This window comes from Paracoccus zhejiangensis (assembly GCF_002847445.1).
Taxonomy (GTDB): Bacteria; Pseudomonadota; Alphaproteobacteria; order Rhodobacterales; family Rhodobacteraceae; genus Paracoccus; species Paracoccus zhejiangensis.
On sequence record NZ_CP025430.1, the window covers coordinates 2,752,307 to 2,766,252 of the forward strand.

Below are 13,946 nucleotides of genomic sequence, written 5' to 3' on the forward strand. Positions count from 1 at the left end.
CCGGCTTGGCCTAGGCTTGTCCTCATGGGAAACCCGCAGCATCTGCAAGAGGGTCGACCGGGGCGCAGCGCCGTCCATCGGGGAAATGCGCCTGCCGATCCGCTGCGCCGGGGGTTGCTGGCAGCCGGGCTGGCCGGTCTGGCGGCGATGCTCGCCTGCCACCTTCTTCTCGACAGCTCGCGTGCCCTCGTCTGGGGCCTCGCCGCGCTCGGTTTCGCGCTGATCTGGCTCATCGTCGCGCGGCAGATGCGGCGGGGCTATCCGCATGGGCGCATCGGTGCCTGCAATACGGTCACGCTGATCCGGGTGGCGCTGGCGCTGGCGCTGGTTCCGCCGCTCATGGCCGGTCAGTCCGCCGGCTGGATGGTGGCGGGGATCGCAGTTGTCGCGCTGGCCCTCGACGGCGTCGATGGCTGGCTGGCGCGGCGTCAGGGGCTGGTCTCGGATTTCGGCGCCCGCTTCGACATGGAGGCCGATTCGATCCTTGCCCTGATCCTGTCCCTGCATGTCGTGGCCGGCAGCGAAGTCGGGGCCGAAGGGCTGATCCTTGGCTTTGCCCGCTATGCCTTTCTGGTTGCCATGCTGCTCTGGCCGTGGCTCGCCGCGCCCTTGCCGCAGAAGTTCCGGCGCAAAACGATTTGCGTTGTGCAGATGGCAACGCTGATCCTGCTCTTGCTGCCCATCCTCACCCCCGATGCCGCGATCCTCGTGGCGCGGCTGGCGGCAGCGCTGGTCGTCTGGTCCTTCGCAGTCGACATCCTCTGGCTGCGCGAGCGGGCAGGATGAGGCGACCGGCGCTCTGGCAGGCGGGGATGGCGGCGCTGGCGCTGTGGCTGGTGATGATCCTGCCGGCGGCGGGGGGCGCCATCACGCCTGCGAGGCTGATGACGCCCGAACTGCCGCTGATCCTGCTGCTGCTGATCGCCTCGGGACCGAACCGGGTGTTGCGGGCGCTGGTGTCCATGCTTCTGCTGCTGATCGCGGCGCTGAAGCTGGCCGATCTGGCCATGGCCGAGATTCTGGGCCGGGGTTTCAACCCGATCGCTGATCTGGCGCTGATCGACGCCTCGGCCCGGATGATCGCCGGCAGCTTCGGGATCTGGGCCGCCATCGGCGCGGGGGCCCTGTGCCTCATGCTCGCCGCCGGTCTGGCCGCAATGCTCTGGTGTGCGGCGGGGGTCTGGCAGCGCGTTTCGGTTCCACGCCTGCCCGCGCTGCTGGCGGCGGTCGGGCTGGTGGCCCTGCTGATCCCCGGCTTGCTGCCGCTCCGGGCCGCAACCGCCAGCTATGCGATGGACAAGACCGCGCTGGCACTGCGCAGCCTGACCGACCTGCGTGAATTCCGCCGACTCGCAGAACAGGACCCGATGGCGGCAGAGGGCGGGCTGCTGACCGGGATCGATCGCGACGTGCTGGTGATCTTCATCGAAAGCTATGGCCGCACCAGTTTCGACACGCCCTTCTATGCCGAGGCCCACCTTCCCACCCTGCGCGCCGCCGATGAGACGTTGGCGGATGCCGGGCTTGCCATGCGCTCGGGCTTTCTGACCGCGCCGACGCAGGGCGGGCAAAGCTGGCTCAGCCATGCAACCTTCACCTCGGGTCTCTGGATCGACGATCAGAGCCGCTACCAAGCCGCGCTGGCCAGTGGTCGGCAGGGCCTGTTCCATCTGGCCCGAAAGGCCGGGTTCCACACGGCGGCAGTGATGCCGGCGATCACCCGGCCCTGGCCGGAATCGACGCGCATGGGGTTTGACCGGGTGCTGGGCGCAGGTGATCTGGGCTACCGCGGCAAACCCTTCAACTGGGTCACCATGCCCGACCAGTTCACCCTCGCCGCCACCGACCGGCTGCTTCGGAATGGCAACGATGACCGGCTGCTGTTTGCGCAGGTGGCGCTGATTTCCTCGCACGCGCCATGGGTGCCAATTCCGCAGATGCTGGACTGGGACCAGCTGGGCGACGGACGGGTCTTCGACGCCATGGCCGAGGCCGGGCCGACACCGAAAGAGCTGTGGGACGATTACGACGACGTGCGGCTGCACTATCGCGGCGCCATCACCTATGCGCTGCAGGCGGTGGCGGGCTACGCCCGGCTGCACGCCGCCGACCCGCCCTTGCTAATCGTGCTGGGCGACCATCAGGCCGCCGCCCGGATCGCGCTGGACGAGCGGCGCGAGGTGCCGATCCATCTCATCGGCCCGCGTGATCTGGTCGAGCGGAGCCGCGACTGGGGCTTTGCGCCCGGGCTGATCCCGCCACCGGGTAGCCCCGCCCTGCCCATGCAGGACATGCGCGACCTGATCTTGCAGGGCTTCGGACCGGACAGCACCACCGCCGCCCTCGACGACTGACCAAACAAAGGACGGCTTGCCGTAGCGATCTGGTCCCGTAAGCTGCGGCAAAGAGGAAGGGAAACCATCATGACCCACCGATTTTGGACCCGCCGGCAGATGCTCGCCACCGCCACAGCCGGCCTCGCCGCCCCGGTGCTGCTGCCCCGCAGGGCACTGGCGCAGGCCGCCACGCCGGTCAGCCTGCAGCTGTCATGGCTGCATTCGGTGCAATTCGCCGGCAGCTATCTCGCCCGCGAGAACGGCTGGTGGCGCGAGGCCGGTCTGGAGGTGACGCTGTTGCAGGGCGGCCCCAATGCGCCGGTCGAGCCGCCGGTCGTCTCGGGCACGGCGCTTATCGGCATCTCGGCTGCCGATTACACCGCCGCCGCCGTGGCCGAGGGCGCGCCATTCAAGATCATGGGCGTGGCGATGCAGAAAAACCCCTTCGTCATCGCCTCGCTGCCCGCCAACCCGGTGAACGCCCCTGCCGATCTCGCCGGCAAGAAGATCGGCATGGCGCTGGCGAATACCCCGGTCCTGCAGGCGCTGTGCACGCTGAACGGCGTCGATATCGACGCGATCCAGATCGTGCCGACGCAATATTCCGCCCAGCCTCTGGTCGGCGGCGAGGTCGATTGCCTGCTCTGCTGGGAGACCGACCTGCCGGTGGCGATGACCATGCAGGGGATCGAGAATGTGACCATGCTGATGGCCGATCATGGCTATGCGCTGCATTCGCAGACCTATATCGCCACCGAGGACAGCCTTGCCAATCGCCGCGCCGAACTGGTGGCGCTGATGGCGGGCGAGGTGCGGGGCTGGGAAGCCTACCGCGCCGATACCGATGCGGCCGCCGAGTTGACGGTCAGGCTTTTCCCCGATGCCGGGCTGGATCTGGAGACCCAGAAGCTGCAGGCCGCGCGCCAGGTGCCGCTGATGTTCTCGGACCTGACCGACCAGAACGGGTTCGGATCGTGGACGGACGAGGCGGTGGCCGCGAATATCGAGACGCTGGCGCTGCTGGGGCGGACCGTCACCCCCGATCTCTGGGACCGCTCGATCCTCGACGAGGTTCATGCCGGCTGATCCGCCCCCGCCCGATATCCTGTGCCGGGGGCTTTCCAAGGTCTTTTCCGGCGGGGTCGAGGTGCTGTCGCCGCTGGATATTGCCCTTGCTGCGGGCCAGACGACCGCGCTGGTCGGCCCCTCGGGCTGCGGCAAGTCCACGCTGCTGCGGCTGATCGCGGGGCTGGAAGATCCCAGCGCCGGCGACATCCTGATCGGCGGCGAGACGCCCGATCACATGCGCCGGCAGGCGGCGATTTCAGTGGCGTTTCAGGACCCATCGCTGCTGCCCTGGCGCAGCCTGCGCGGCAATATCGCGCTGGGGCGCAAGCTGGCACGTCTGCCCGCAGATCCGGCGCTGGTCGACCGGCTGATCCGGCTGGTCGGGCTGGCGGGGTTCGAGGCGATTCGCCCGGCGGCACTGTCGGGCGGGATGCGTCAGCGCGCTGCCATCGCCCGCGCGCTCGCCAGCGCGCCGCGCCTGCTGCTGTTGGATGAACCCTTCGGCGCGGTGGATGAACTGACCCGCCGGCAACTGGCGCTGGACCTGCCGCCGCTCTGGCAGGAACGCGGCACCAGCACGCTGCTGGTCACCCATTCGGTCAGCGAGGCGGTGTTCCTGGCCGACCGGATTCTGGTCCTGTCGCCCCGGCCCGCCCGGATCGTCGCGGATATCGCCGTGCCCCTGTCGCATCCGCGCCGGTCTGACCTGGCCGACAGCGCCGGATTTCACGATCTCGCCGCGGAGGTCTCGGCAGCGCTGGCGCGGGGCGTGGCGGCATGAGTGTTGTCATGGCCCTGCCGGGACGGAGGGCGGCTCCCGCGCTGCGAACCCTAGGCGGTGCGGCGATCCTGCTGCTGGCTTGGGAACTTGCCGCGCAACTTTTGGGCGGCGCCTATCTGCTGGCCGGTCCGGTTGAGGTCGCCCGCTGGCTGGCCGAGAACCCCGGACTGACCGGGCGGGCGCTGGCGGTGACGCTGTGGAATGGCGCGGCGGGGTTTGCCCTCGGCAACCTCGCGGCCATCCTGCTGGCCGGAGCGGCGCTGACCTGGCCGCGCAGCCAGCCGGTCATCACCGGGCTGTCGCTTCTGGTCTTCTGCCTGCCGCTGGTCGCCACCGGGCCGATCCTGCGGGTGCTGATGGGGCCGGGCAACGGGCCGCAGATCGCGCTGGCGGCGCTTGCGGTGTTCTACACCACGCTGATCCCGCTGCTGGTCGGCTTGCGCGCCGCGCCCGCCGTCTGGTTCGATCTCCTGCGCAGCTATGGCCGTGGGCGGATGGCCGAGCTGCGCCACATCCGCGCGCGCTCCGCCCTGCCCTATCTGTTCGCCGGGCTGCAGATCGCCGCGCCTGCCGCCTTCCTGGGGGCGATGGTGGGCGAGTTCACCGGGGCCGAGCGCGGGCTTGGCGTCTTGACCATCCGTTTTCTCAGGGCGCTGGACGTGCCGGGCCTCTGGGCGGTCTGTGCCGTGGCCGCCACGGTCTCGATCCTCGCCTATGCCGCCATCGGCGCGCTGGCGCGGGCCATGCTGCGCGAGCCGCCGCCGCTGATCCTGTCGCTGCCCTCGACCGAACACGCGCCATCTGCGCTGGTCAGCACGGCGCTGGTCGCCGCACTGGCGCTGCTAATCTGGTGGGGCGGCATGGAGACGTTTTCGCTGAACCCCTTCTTCGCCAAAAGGCCAGACGATGTGCTGGACGCCCTGCTCATGGCACCCGATGCGACCGAGACGCGGGCGAGGCTCTGGGCGGCGCTGTCGGAAACCACCATCTTCCTGCTGCCGGGCTATCTGGCCGGGCTGGTCATCGGCGCGGCTCTGGCGATGGCGGTGACACTGCTGCCAGCCGCTGGGGCGCTGGTCCTGCCACTGGCCGTCGCCCTGCGCTCGGTTCCCATCGTCGCTACCGCGCCGCTGATCGTCCTGTTGCTGGGGCGCGGAGCCTTAGGCACGATCACGCTGGTGGGGGTGATGGTCTTCTTCCCGACCTTCGTTGCCTGCCTGCACGGGCTCAAGCAGACACCCGGCCAGATCCGCGATGTCTTCGACTGCTTCGCCGCCTCGCGCCTGCGCCGGCTGGTCGACCTGCAGATCCCGGCCATGCTGCCCGCCTTCTTCGCCGCCGCGCGCATGGCGGTGCCGGCGGCGGTTCTGGCGGTGACGGTGGTCGAATGGCTGGCCACCGGGCGCGGCATCGGCAGCCTGATGGCGCTGTCGGCCTCGCTGTCGGATTACGACATGCTCTGGTCCTGCGTGCTGGTCGTGGCAGTGCTGTCCGCGCTTGGCTTTGCCGCCATCGCCGGGATCGAGCGGCGGCTGCTGGCGCGCCTCGCGCCCGAGCAGGTGCGCCGATGACCGCGCCGCGCAAGGCCGCCTTCGCCATTCCCGGCGATATCGAGACGCTGACCGGCGGCTATATCTATGAGCACCGCCTGCTGATGGGCCTGCGCGACCAAGGGCGGAATGTGGAGCATGTGCAACTGCCCGAGGGCTTTCCCGATGTCGATGCGGCAGCGATGGCGCAGGCCATTGCGCAGCTGCAGGCGGTCGAGCCAGAGCGGGTGCTGATCCTCGACGGTCTGGTCTTCGGCTCGATCGACAGTTCTGGGCTGGCCGGGGTCCGGGCGCCGATCGTCGCCATGATCCATCATCCGCTGGCGATGGAAAGCGGGCTCGACCCCGCGCGGCGCCAGCATCTTTTCACCACCGAGCGCGACAACCTGCGGCTGGCGCAGCATGTGCTGGTGCCGAGCCCCCATACCCGCGATCTGCTGGTCGCCCGCTATGACGTTCCCCCCGAGCGGATCACCATCGCCCGTCCAGGCGTCGATCCGCCCCGCTATCCGTCTGCCCCGGTCGCGCGCCCACTGATCCTCTCGGTCGGCATCCTGCATCCGAGGAAGGGGCATGACCTGCTGATCGACGCGCTCGCCCGGATCGGCGATCTGGACTGGCAGACGGTCATCATCGGCAGCCCGTGGGATCCTGCCCATGCCGAGGCGCTGGCTCTGCAGGCAGAAGGCTCGGGGCTGGGCGCGCGGCTGCGCCTTGCCGGGCGGGTCACGACGGATGAGCTGCACCGGCACTATGCCAGCGCCTCGGTCTTCGCGCTGGCTACCCGGTACGAGGGCTATGGCATCGTCTTCGACGAGGCGCTGTCCTATGGCCTGCCCATCGTCAGCTGCGCCACCGGCGCGGTGCCGCAGACGGTGCCGGCAGACACGGCCCTGCTGGTGCCACCCGAGGATAGCGAAGCCTTTGCCGATGCGCTGCGGCTGATGCTGACCGATGAGCGGCGGCGTCAGGCCTGCGCCGGCGCTGCCCGCTCGGCAGCGCAGCACCTGCCAGACTGGTCGCAAACCGCAGCAGCAGCCGGCGCGGTGCTGGACCGCATCGGCTGAGCGGGCGTCATTCCATCAGCCGCTTGAAGTGCCGGGACAAGAGCAGCAGGCCGAAGAACAGCGTCACCGAACTGACCAGCACGACCAAGCCGCAGGCCGCAAACCCAGCGCCAGCGCCGACTTCATCACCTCGCGAGCCCATGAACAATCATTCCTATTTGCGTCCAGCCGTCAGTTCGGCTCGTTTCGAACGCCGGCACATCATCCTGACCCTGTCCTTCCTGCTTTTGGTGATCGTGCCGACGGCGGTTTCGGCCTGGTATCTCTGGACGCGGGCCGTCGACCAATATGTCTCGACCGTCGGCTTCTCGATCCGCAAGGAGGATGCTTCGACACCCGGCGTCGATCTCCTCGGGGGTCTCACCCAGTTCACCGGCGGCAGCACCGCCTCGGACACCGACATTCTCTATGACTTCCTCAAGAGCGAGGACATCGTCGCGAAAATCGATGCGGCGGTCGATCTGCGCGGCAAGTTCTCGAAGGAATGGCCCAATGACCCGGTCTTTGCCTATGACCCCAGCGGCACCATCGAGGACCTGACCAAGCACTGGCAGCGCCGGGTAGAGGTCCTTTATGACACCACGACACGACTGATCACGCTTCGTGTGTCGGCCTTCTCGCCCGAGGATGCGCTGGCCATCGCCGATGCGACCTTTGACGAAAGCAGCCGTACCATCAACCGGCTGTCCGACATTGCCCGCGATGACGCGACCCGCTTTGCCAGCAACGAGCTTACCCGCGCGCAGGAAAAGCTGACGGCGACACGGCAGGCGCTGACGGCCTTTCGCATGCGCACCCAGATCGTCGATCCCGAGGCCGACCTCGAGGGCCAGATGGGCATCCTGAACACGCTTCAGGGCGCACTTGCCGAAACCCTGATCGAGCTGGACACGCTGCGCGAGAACTCGACCGACCGCGACCAGCGGGTGATCCAGACCGAGAAGAAGATCGAGGCGATCCGCAACCGCATCTCCGAGGAACGCGCCAAGTTCAGCGCCAACAGCGAAGGTCCCGGCGGCGAGAACTATGCCGAGCTGATGTCGGAATATGAAAAGCTGTCCTCTGACATGATGTTCGACCAGACCGCCTATCAATCGGCGCGTGCGGCCTATGACATTGCGCTGGCCGAGGCACAGCGCAAGTCGCGCTATCTGGCCGCCCATATCGAGCCGAAGCTGGCCGAGGCATCGCTGGTTCCCGATCGCCCCTATCTGCTGGCCTGCGTCTTCGGGGCGCTGCTGCTGGGCTGGTCGGTCCTTCTGCTGATCTACTACAGTGTCCGCGACCGCCGCTGATCATGATCGTCATCGACAATCTGACCAAGATCTACCGGCGGGAGGGAAAGCAGACCGTTGTGGCCGACCGCATTTCGGCGGTCTTCCCGACCGGCGAGTCGATGGCCCTGCTGGGCCGCAACGGTGCAGGAAAATCCAGCCTGCTGCGGATGATCGCCGGAACCATGCTGCCGACCTCGGGCAAGGTGATGAGCGATGGCACCGTGTCCTGGCCGGTGGGCTTCGCGGGCAGCTTTCACAACGAACTGACCGGCTCGCAGAACGTGCGCTTCGTCGCCCGCATCTACGGTGTCGATAGCGACGGGCTGGTCGATTATGTCGAGGATTTTGCCGAGCTGGGGGCGAATTATCATAAGCCCTTCGGCACCTATTCCTCGGGCATGCGCTCGCGCCTGGCGATGGGAACCAGCATGGGAATCGATTTCGATACCTACCTGGTCGACGAGGTCAGCAGCGTCGGCGACGCCTCGTTCCGCGCGAAGTCCAAGACGGTGTTCCTGGACCGGATGCAGAATTCAAGCTCGGTCGTGGTCAGCCACTCGATGCCTTTCATCCGCGAGACCTGCACGATGGGCGCCGTGCTGGAACATGGCCAGCTAAGGGTTTTCGAGGTTCTGGAAGAGGCGATCGCCTATCACGAGACGTTGATGGGCGTCGCCCTGAGCGCGAAGCCCAAGGTGGTGGTCGGCGCCTAATCCGGCAGGAAGCCGATCCAGCCGCCCGGCCCTGCCGGGGCAGGGATCGGCGGTTCGTCGAAAAGCTCGAACATCGTTTCGTCGAGCTTCACGAAGCGCACCTCGACCGCCGTATCCCCCGACCCCAGGACATGCTGCGCGACCCGCGCTGCGCCCATGGCCGCCAGCGCCGCCTCGACCCCGCCCAGGTCGGGCGTGCGGATCGCCAGGTGATCATGACCCTCGGCCACATCGGGCAGACCGATCCGGGCGCAGAACTCGACCGGCCAGCCCTCGGGACCTTCGAAAAAGACATAACGCACGCCGTGATCCCAGAAGGCGGCGATCTCGGCGGGGCCGTTCGGGGTAAAGTTGGCGGACAGCTGCCCACCCCGGGCCTCGGTCCGCTGGCGACAGGCATCGGCATCGCCAATGCGCAGCGCAACGTGGTCCAGCCGCAGCGGGATCAAGCCCGGTGGGGGGGCATCGACAGGGCAGAGGAAAATCCGCTGATCGCCAAAGCGCAGCGTGGTCGCATCCTCGGCCACCAGCCCCAGCACCTGAACCAGGTGCCGCAGCGCCGCCGCGGGATCTTCGACTGCCAGAACCGGTCTCATCCTTATCTTATCCATCATCCGCCCTGACCGTCGCACCGCATCGCGCCGTCCGCGTCATTACTAGCGATCCGGACCACGTGACGCCAGAGCATCGCTGAGAGGCCAGCGCCAGAGCCGCGACCGACAGCCGGTTACGTGGTGACTTGCCCAGCACCCCCGATCTGCGCAAGACTTCGCCTAGGAGCGAGGACAATCGACGAATGAGAAATTCACTTGCGGCGCTGCTGGCACTCGGCTTAGCCGGATTGCAGTTCATCGCCGTTCTGGCGGTGGTGCTGTCCTCTTACCTGACCTCCGAGCGGACGCTGCTTGATCACGCCCGCTCGCTGCTGACCGATGTGGGCTATAACGCGACAGAACATACCAAGGGTTTTCTCGACCCGGCGCGCAGCGCGGCCGAGTTGGCCGCGAGGCTGGCACAGCACCGGGTCGTAGCCAGCGACGATCCTGCCCTGCTCGAGCAGTTCCTGTTCCAGCAATTGCGGGTGACGCCGAACTTCTCGGGCCTCTATTACGGCGACGAGAACGGCACCTTCGTCATGATCATGCGGACCGAGACGCCCGGCCGGTTCCGCTCCAAGATCATCCTGACCCAGCCAGAACGTTCGGTGCAGTTCATCTGGCGGAACGAGGATTTCAGCGCCGTCGACAGCAAGATGGACCCGGCCGACCAGTTCGATCCGCGCACCCGGCCCTGGTACCAGCGCGCCGCCGAGACGCGGGGCACGATCTGGACCGACCCCTATATCTTCTTCTCGGCCAAGGCGCCGGGCATCACGCTCGCCTCGCCGGTCTTTTCCTCGCGCGGTGCCATCCGTGGCGTGGTCGGCGTGGATATCGAGATCAGCAGCATCTCGAACTTCCTGTCGCGGCTGCGCATCGGCACCTCGGGCAAGGCGCTGATGATCAACCAGAACGGCGACGTGATCGCCCACCCCAACCAGGACCTGATCCAGACCGAGAACAGCGACGGATCGCTGCGCTTTACCCAGATCGACGAGATCAAGGACCCGATTGCCCGCACCGCGTTCGGCAGCACCGGGCTGAACGTGGCCGACGGCAAGACCCGTCGCGCGACCTTTTCAGAGATCACCTACGGTGATGCCCGCTATGTCGCCAGCGTCATGCCGGTGATCAGCGAGGAATTACCCTGGACCATTGCGGTCTATGCGCCGGAGGACGACTTTACCGGCGCGATCAAGAAAAACCGGGCGACCAATATCTGGATCGCGGCGCTGGTGGCCATCGTCACCGGGCTGATCGGGCTGGCGCTGGCGCAGTTCATCCATCGACCGGTGCGCGCCTTTGCCGTCCGTTCCGCGCTGATCTCGCAGGGCGAGATCGACCCATCCGAGCCGATGCCCAAGACCTATAGCGAGCTGGCCGAGGCCAATGCCTCGCTGGTGCGCCAGATCGTCGAGCGCAAGAAGACCGAGCGCGAGTATGGCCTGACCTTCGATCGTTCCTCGCGCGGCATGGCCCAGATCGCGCCCGAAAGCGGGCGGTTCCTCAAGGTGAATTCGACCTTCTCGGACATGACCGGCTACAGCGCCGAGGAACTGGCAGCCATGGACTATGCCGACCTTGCCCCGCCCGAGGATGCCGGCCTGCTCAGGCCCCTGACCCCGATGCAGGACGAGGACTTCGCCACCCATCGCGAGGCAAGGCTGATCCGCAAGGATGGCGATGCGATCAGCGTGACGGTGAACGCCATCCTGATCCGCGACCATAACGGCCAGCCGCTGCATGCCGTGGTGGCCTTTGACGACATCACCGAGACCAAGGTGAAGGAAGGCCAGATCGCCCGGCTGAACCGCGACCTGTCGCATCTGGCGCGGGGCGAGACCATGGGCGAACTGGCCGCCGGGCTGGCGCACGAGGTGAACCAGCCGCTGGCCGCCATTGCCCAGAATGCCGACACCGCGCTTCTGGTGCTGGATCAGGCCAAGGACAGCCCGCCGGAACTGCGCGAGATCCTGACCGAGATCGAGAAACAGTCGCTGCGCGCGGGCGAGATCATCCGGGCGCTGCGCGGTTTCATCCGGAAGGAAGAGGTCACCACCGACCCCTTCGACCTGTCGGAACTGGTCGAGCAGACCCGCATCCTCGTCCAGCCCGAGGCGACCGAGGCCGGGGTCGCGCTGCACACGATCCTGCCGCCCTTGCCGCCGGTCGCCGCCAACCGCGTACAGATCGCCCAGGTGCTGGTGAACCTGATGCGCAACGCCATCGAGGCTATGCAGAAATCCGACCCGACGCTGCGGCAGGTGACGGTTGCCGCCCGGCAGATCGGCGGCCAGATCGAGGTTTCCGTCACCGATACCGGCCCCGGGGTCGATCCGGCGATCAGCCTCTTCACCAAGTTCGAGACGACGAAATCCACCGGGATGGGGCTTGGCCTGTCCATTTGCCGCTCGCTGATCGAGGCGAATGGTGGCAAGCTGTGGCTTGACCATGATCATTCGGCCGGTGCCCGCTTCTGCTTTACCCTGCCGGTAAGGGCCGCCTGATGAAGAACGAGCAATCACCCATGGCCGAAGAGAACACCACCGCCCCCGCCGGCACTGTCTACATCGTCGATGACGACCCGGATATCCGCTCGTCCCTGTCGCGGGCGCTGAGGGTTCGGGGCTATGCCGTGGAAAGTTTCGACTCGGCGGCGGGCTTTCTCGAAAGCTATGACGGCAATCCCCATGGCTGCCTGATCCTCGATCAGGGCCTACCGGGCATGACCGGGCTGGAGTTGCAGAAATACCTGAACCAGGAAAGCCGCGCCCTGCCGATCATCTTCATCACCGGTCATGGCGGCGTGCCGGAATCGGTGCAGGCAATCAAGGGCGGGGCGCTGGATTTCCTCGAAAAACCCTTCCGCCAGTCGGAGCTGATCGAGCGAATCAACACCGCGCTCGAATCGGCGGAACGGCTGATGCAGGTGGAAAACCAGAGCCGCGATGCCCGCTCGAAGCTGGAACGGCTGACCCCGCGCGAACGCGAGATTGCCGGTTACATGCTGGCCAATCCCGGCGATCTGTCCAGCAAGGGCATCGCTAGGGCGCTGGACATCAGCCCGCGCACCGTCGATCACCACCGGGCGCGCATTCTGGAAAAGCTGCAGATCGGATCGGTGGCCGAACTGATCGACCTGGCACGACGGCTGAATAATCCGCCCGTCGCCTCCCGCGAGGTCTGAGGCCCGGCAGAGCAGCCTTTGTCCGGCGAACACGGCAGGACGAAAAATCGACCGCCAGAACCTTCTTGGTGGGTAACCGGTTCAGGCGGCCGCAGGCTATTGTCTTGGTCTTATCGTTTGAAAAAAGTCACTCGTTACGAACCCAGAGAGAGCGTTCGCTGCAGCTGCGGATCGGGGTCCGGCAGCCTTGTCAATCACTTGCCACATCACCTGTTCAGAATACGAAATGCCGCCGCCACGCGAAATGCGTGGCTTTGCCTAGGTAGATTTGCCTAGAAATGCCCAAGTGGGCAGGAATGCAGCGCCCTCAGGCCGAGCCGCGCTGGATCAGCTGAAAGCCCACATCGACGACGGAAGGCCCCGGCACGCCCTCGCCGAAACGGCTGAGCAATGCCCCCGCTGCCGCCTCGCCCAGAACGGCGCGATCGACCCGGATGGTGGTCAGCGCCGGATGGGTATGGGCGGCGAAATCCTGATCGCCGAAACCGATCACGGCGATCTGGTCAGGTACGCGGAGGCCCCGCGCCGCCGCCTCGGTCAGCAGGCCATGGGCGAACTGGTCGGAACTGCAGAAGACCACGCCACCTATGAACCCCTGCCGGTCCAGCAGTTCGACCAGTGCCGCCCGACCCTGTGCCAGCGTGGCGGTACCCGGCTGGAAATCCACCGCCGGCACCTCGGCCCCGGTCATCCGCTGGAAGCTCTGCACGAAACTGTCGCGCCGCCGGATCGCGCGGGCATCGCCGGCGGTCACGGTCGCCGCGCGCCGGTAGCCCGCCTTGACCGCGAATTCCGCAGCCGCCTGCCCCGTTGCCGCATGGGAAAAGCCGACGCAGCAATCGATGGGGGTTTCACTGATATCCCAGATCTCGACCACCGGAATGCCCGAGCCGATCAGCATCCGCCGCGTTCCCGGCGCGTGATGCACCCCGGTCAGCAGGACGCCATCGGGGCGGCGGCTCAGCAGTGCCTCGACCAGCGCCTGTTCGCGCTCGGGGTCATGGCCGGTTTCCGACAGCATGATCTGGTAGCCGTTTTCCCGCATGATCTCCGAGAAGCCATGCAGCAGGCTGGAATAGACGATATTCGTGAAGGACGGCACCAGCGCCGCGATCAGGTTGCTGCGGCGCGAGGCCAGCGCGCCCGCCAGCGCGTTCGGCACATAGCCGGTCGCCCGGATCGCCTCGTGGATGCGGGCCAGCGTCTCGGGCGAGACCTTCGAGGGGTCCGACAGTGCCCGCGACACCGTGACCTGCGACACGCCCGCCATGCGCCCGACGGTCGTCATGGTGACGGCTGCGGAGGCTGGCAGGCCCGGCCGCCGTCGCGTTGCGTCGCTGTCGCCCATCACGTTCCTGCCCAATGTTT

The 13,946-nt window shown here is 67.0% G+C and carries 12 protein-coding genes and 1 pseudogene; 10 read left to right on the plus strand and 3 right to left on the minus strand.

The window, feature by feature from the left end:
• Positions 1–24: 24 nt before the first annotated feature.
• The 6 genes and pseudogenes from CX676_RS13255 (at position 25) to CX676_RS13280 (ending at position 6,802) form a co-directional block, all read left to right on the plus strand.
• The gene (locus tag CX676_RS13255; RefSeq protein WP_232816452.1) at positions 25–786 is read left to right on the plus strand and encodes a CDP-alcohol phosphatidyltransferase family protein; all 762 of its coding nucleotides are present in this window, start codon (positions 25–27) and stop codon (positions 784–786) included.
• Positions 783–2,354, plus strand: a complete 1,572-nt coding sequence (locus tag CX676_RS13260; RefSeq protein ID WP_101753043.1) for a sulfatase-like hydrolase/transferase — start codon at positions 783–785, stop codon at positions 2,352–2,354. Before CX676_RS13255 ends, CX676_RS13260 begins: the two co-directional genes overlap by 4 nt.
• A gap of 69 nt (positions 2,355–2,423) precedes the next feature.
• Positions 2,424–3,422 carry an ABC transporter substrate-binding protein gene (locus CX676_RS13265; protein ID WP_101753044.1) on the plus strand — a complete coding sequence of 333 codons (999 nt, stop codon included), beginning with the start codon at positions 2,424–2,426 and terminating at the stop codon, positions 3,420–3,422.
• A gap of 94 nt (positions 3,423–3,516) precedes the next feature.
• Positions 3,517–4,185 (plus strand): annotated as a pseudogene (locus CX676_RS13270) (ABC transporter ATP-binding protein); the annotation flags it as partial.
• A complete protein-coding gene (locus CX676_RS13275) occupies positions 4,182–5,756 on the plus strand; it encodes an ABC transporter permease (RefSeq protein WP_408634462.1) in 1,575 nt (524 codons plus the stop codon). The pseudogene CX676_RS13270 and the gene CX676_RS13275, both read left to right, overlap by 4 nt.
• The gene (locus tag CX676_RS13280; RefSeq protein ID WP_101753047.1) at positions 5,753–6,802 is read left to right on the plus strand and encodes a glycosyltransferase family 4 protein; all 1,050 of its coding nucleotides are present in this window, start codon (positions 5,753–5,755) and stop codon (positions 6,800–6,802) included. The genes CX676_RS13275 and CX676_RS13280 overlap by 4 nt, the downstream gene beginning before the upstream one ends.
• 7 nt (positions 6,803–6,809) lie before the next feature.
• Here the strand turns inward: CX676_RS13280 and CX676_RS23220 are convergent, their stop codons facing one another.
• Complete coding sequence (locus CX676_RS23220; RefSeq protein ID WP_269801958.1) at positions 6,810–6,944, minus strand: hypothetical protein; 135 nt, start codon at positions 6,942–6,944, stop codon at positions 6,810–6,812.
• Here CX676_RS23220 and CX676_RS13285 point away from each other — a divergent pair.
• Entirely contained in the window at positions 6,943–8,097 is a 1,155-nt protein-coding gene (locus CX676_RS13285; RefSeq protein WP_101753048.1) for a capsule biosynthesis protein, read from the plus strand. The genes CX676_RS23220 and CX676_RS13285 overlap by 2 nt on opposite strands.
• A gap of 2 nt (positions 8,098–8,099) precedes the next feature.
• Positions 8,100–8,792 (plus strand): ABC transporter ATP-binding protein, encoded by a 693-nt coding sequence (locus CX676_RS13290; protein WP_101753049.1) that lies wholly within the window; start codon positions 8,100–8,102, stop codon positions 8,790–8,792.
• Here the strand turns inward: CX676_RS13290 and CX676_RS13295 are convergent.
• Entirely contained in the window at positions 8,789–9,388 is a 600-nt protein-coding gene (locus tag CX676_RS13295) for a VOC family protein (RefSeq protein WP_101753050.1), read from the minus strand. The genes CX676_RS13290 and CX676_RS13295 overlap by 4 nt on opposite strands.
• 200 nt (positions 9,389–9,588) lie before the next feature.
• Here CX676_RS13295 and CX676_RS13300 point away from each other — a divergent pair, with 200 nt between their 5' ends.
• Both CX676_RS13300 and CX676_RS13305 read left to right on the plus strand, forming a co-directional pair.
• Positions 9,589–11,898: a cache domain-containing protein gene (locus CX676_RS13300; RefSeq protein WP_101753051.1), complete on the plus strand. Its 2,310-nt coding sequence runs from the start codon at positions 9,589–9,591 to the stop codon at positions 11,896–11,898.
• Complete coding sequence (locus CX676_RS13305) at positions 11,898–12,578, plus strand: response regulator transcription factor (RefSeq protein ID WP_232816453.1); 681 nt, start codon at positions 11,898–11,900, stop codon at positions 12,576–12,578. Before CX676_RS13300 ends, CX676_RS13305 begins: the two co-directional genes overlap by 1 nt.
• Positions 12,579–12,885: 307 nt before the next feature.
• Here CX676_RS13305 and CX676_RS13310 read toward each other — a convergent pair whose 3' ends face one another.
• Positions 12,886–13,926 carry a LacI family DNA-binding transcriptional regulator gene (locus CX676_RS13310; RefSeq protein WP_232816454.1) on the minus strand — a complete coding sequence of 347 codons (1,041 nt, stop codon included), beginning with the start codon at positions 13,924–13,926 and terminating at the stop codon, positions 12,886–12,888.
• Positions 13,927–13,946 lie beyond the last annotated feature (20 nt).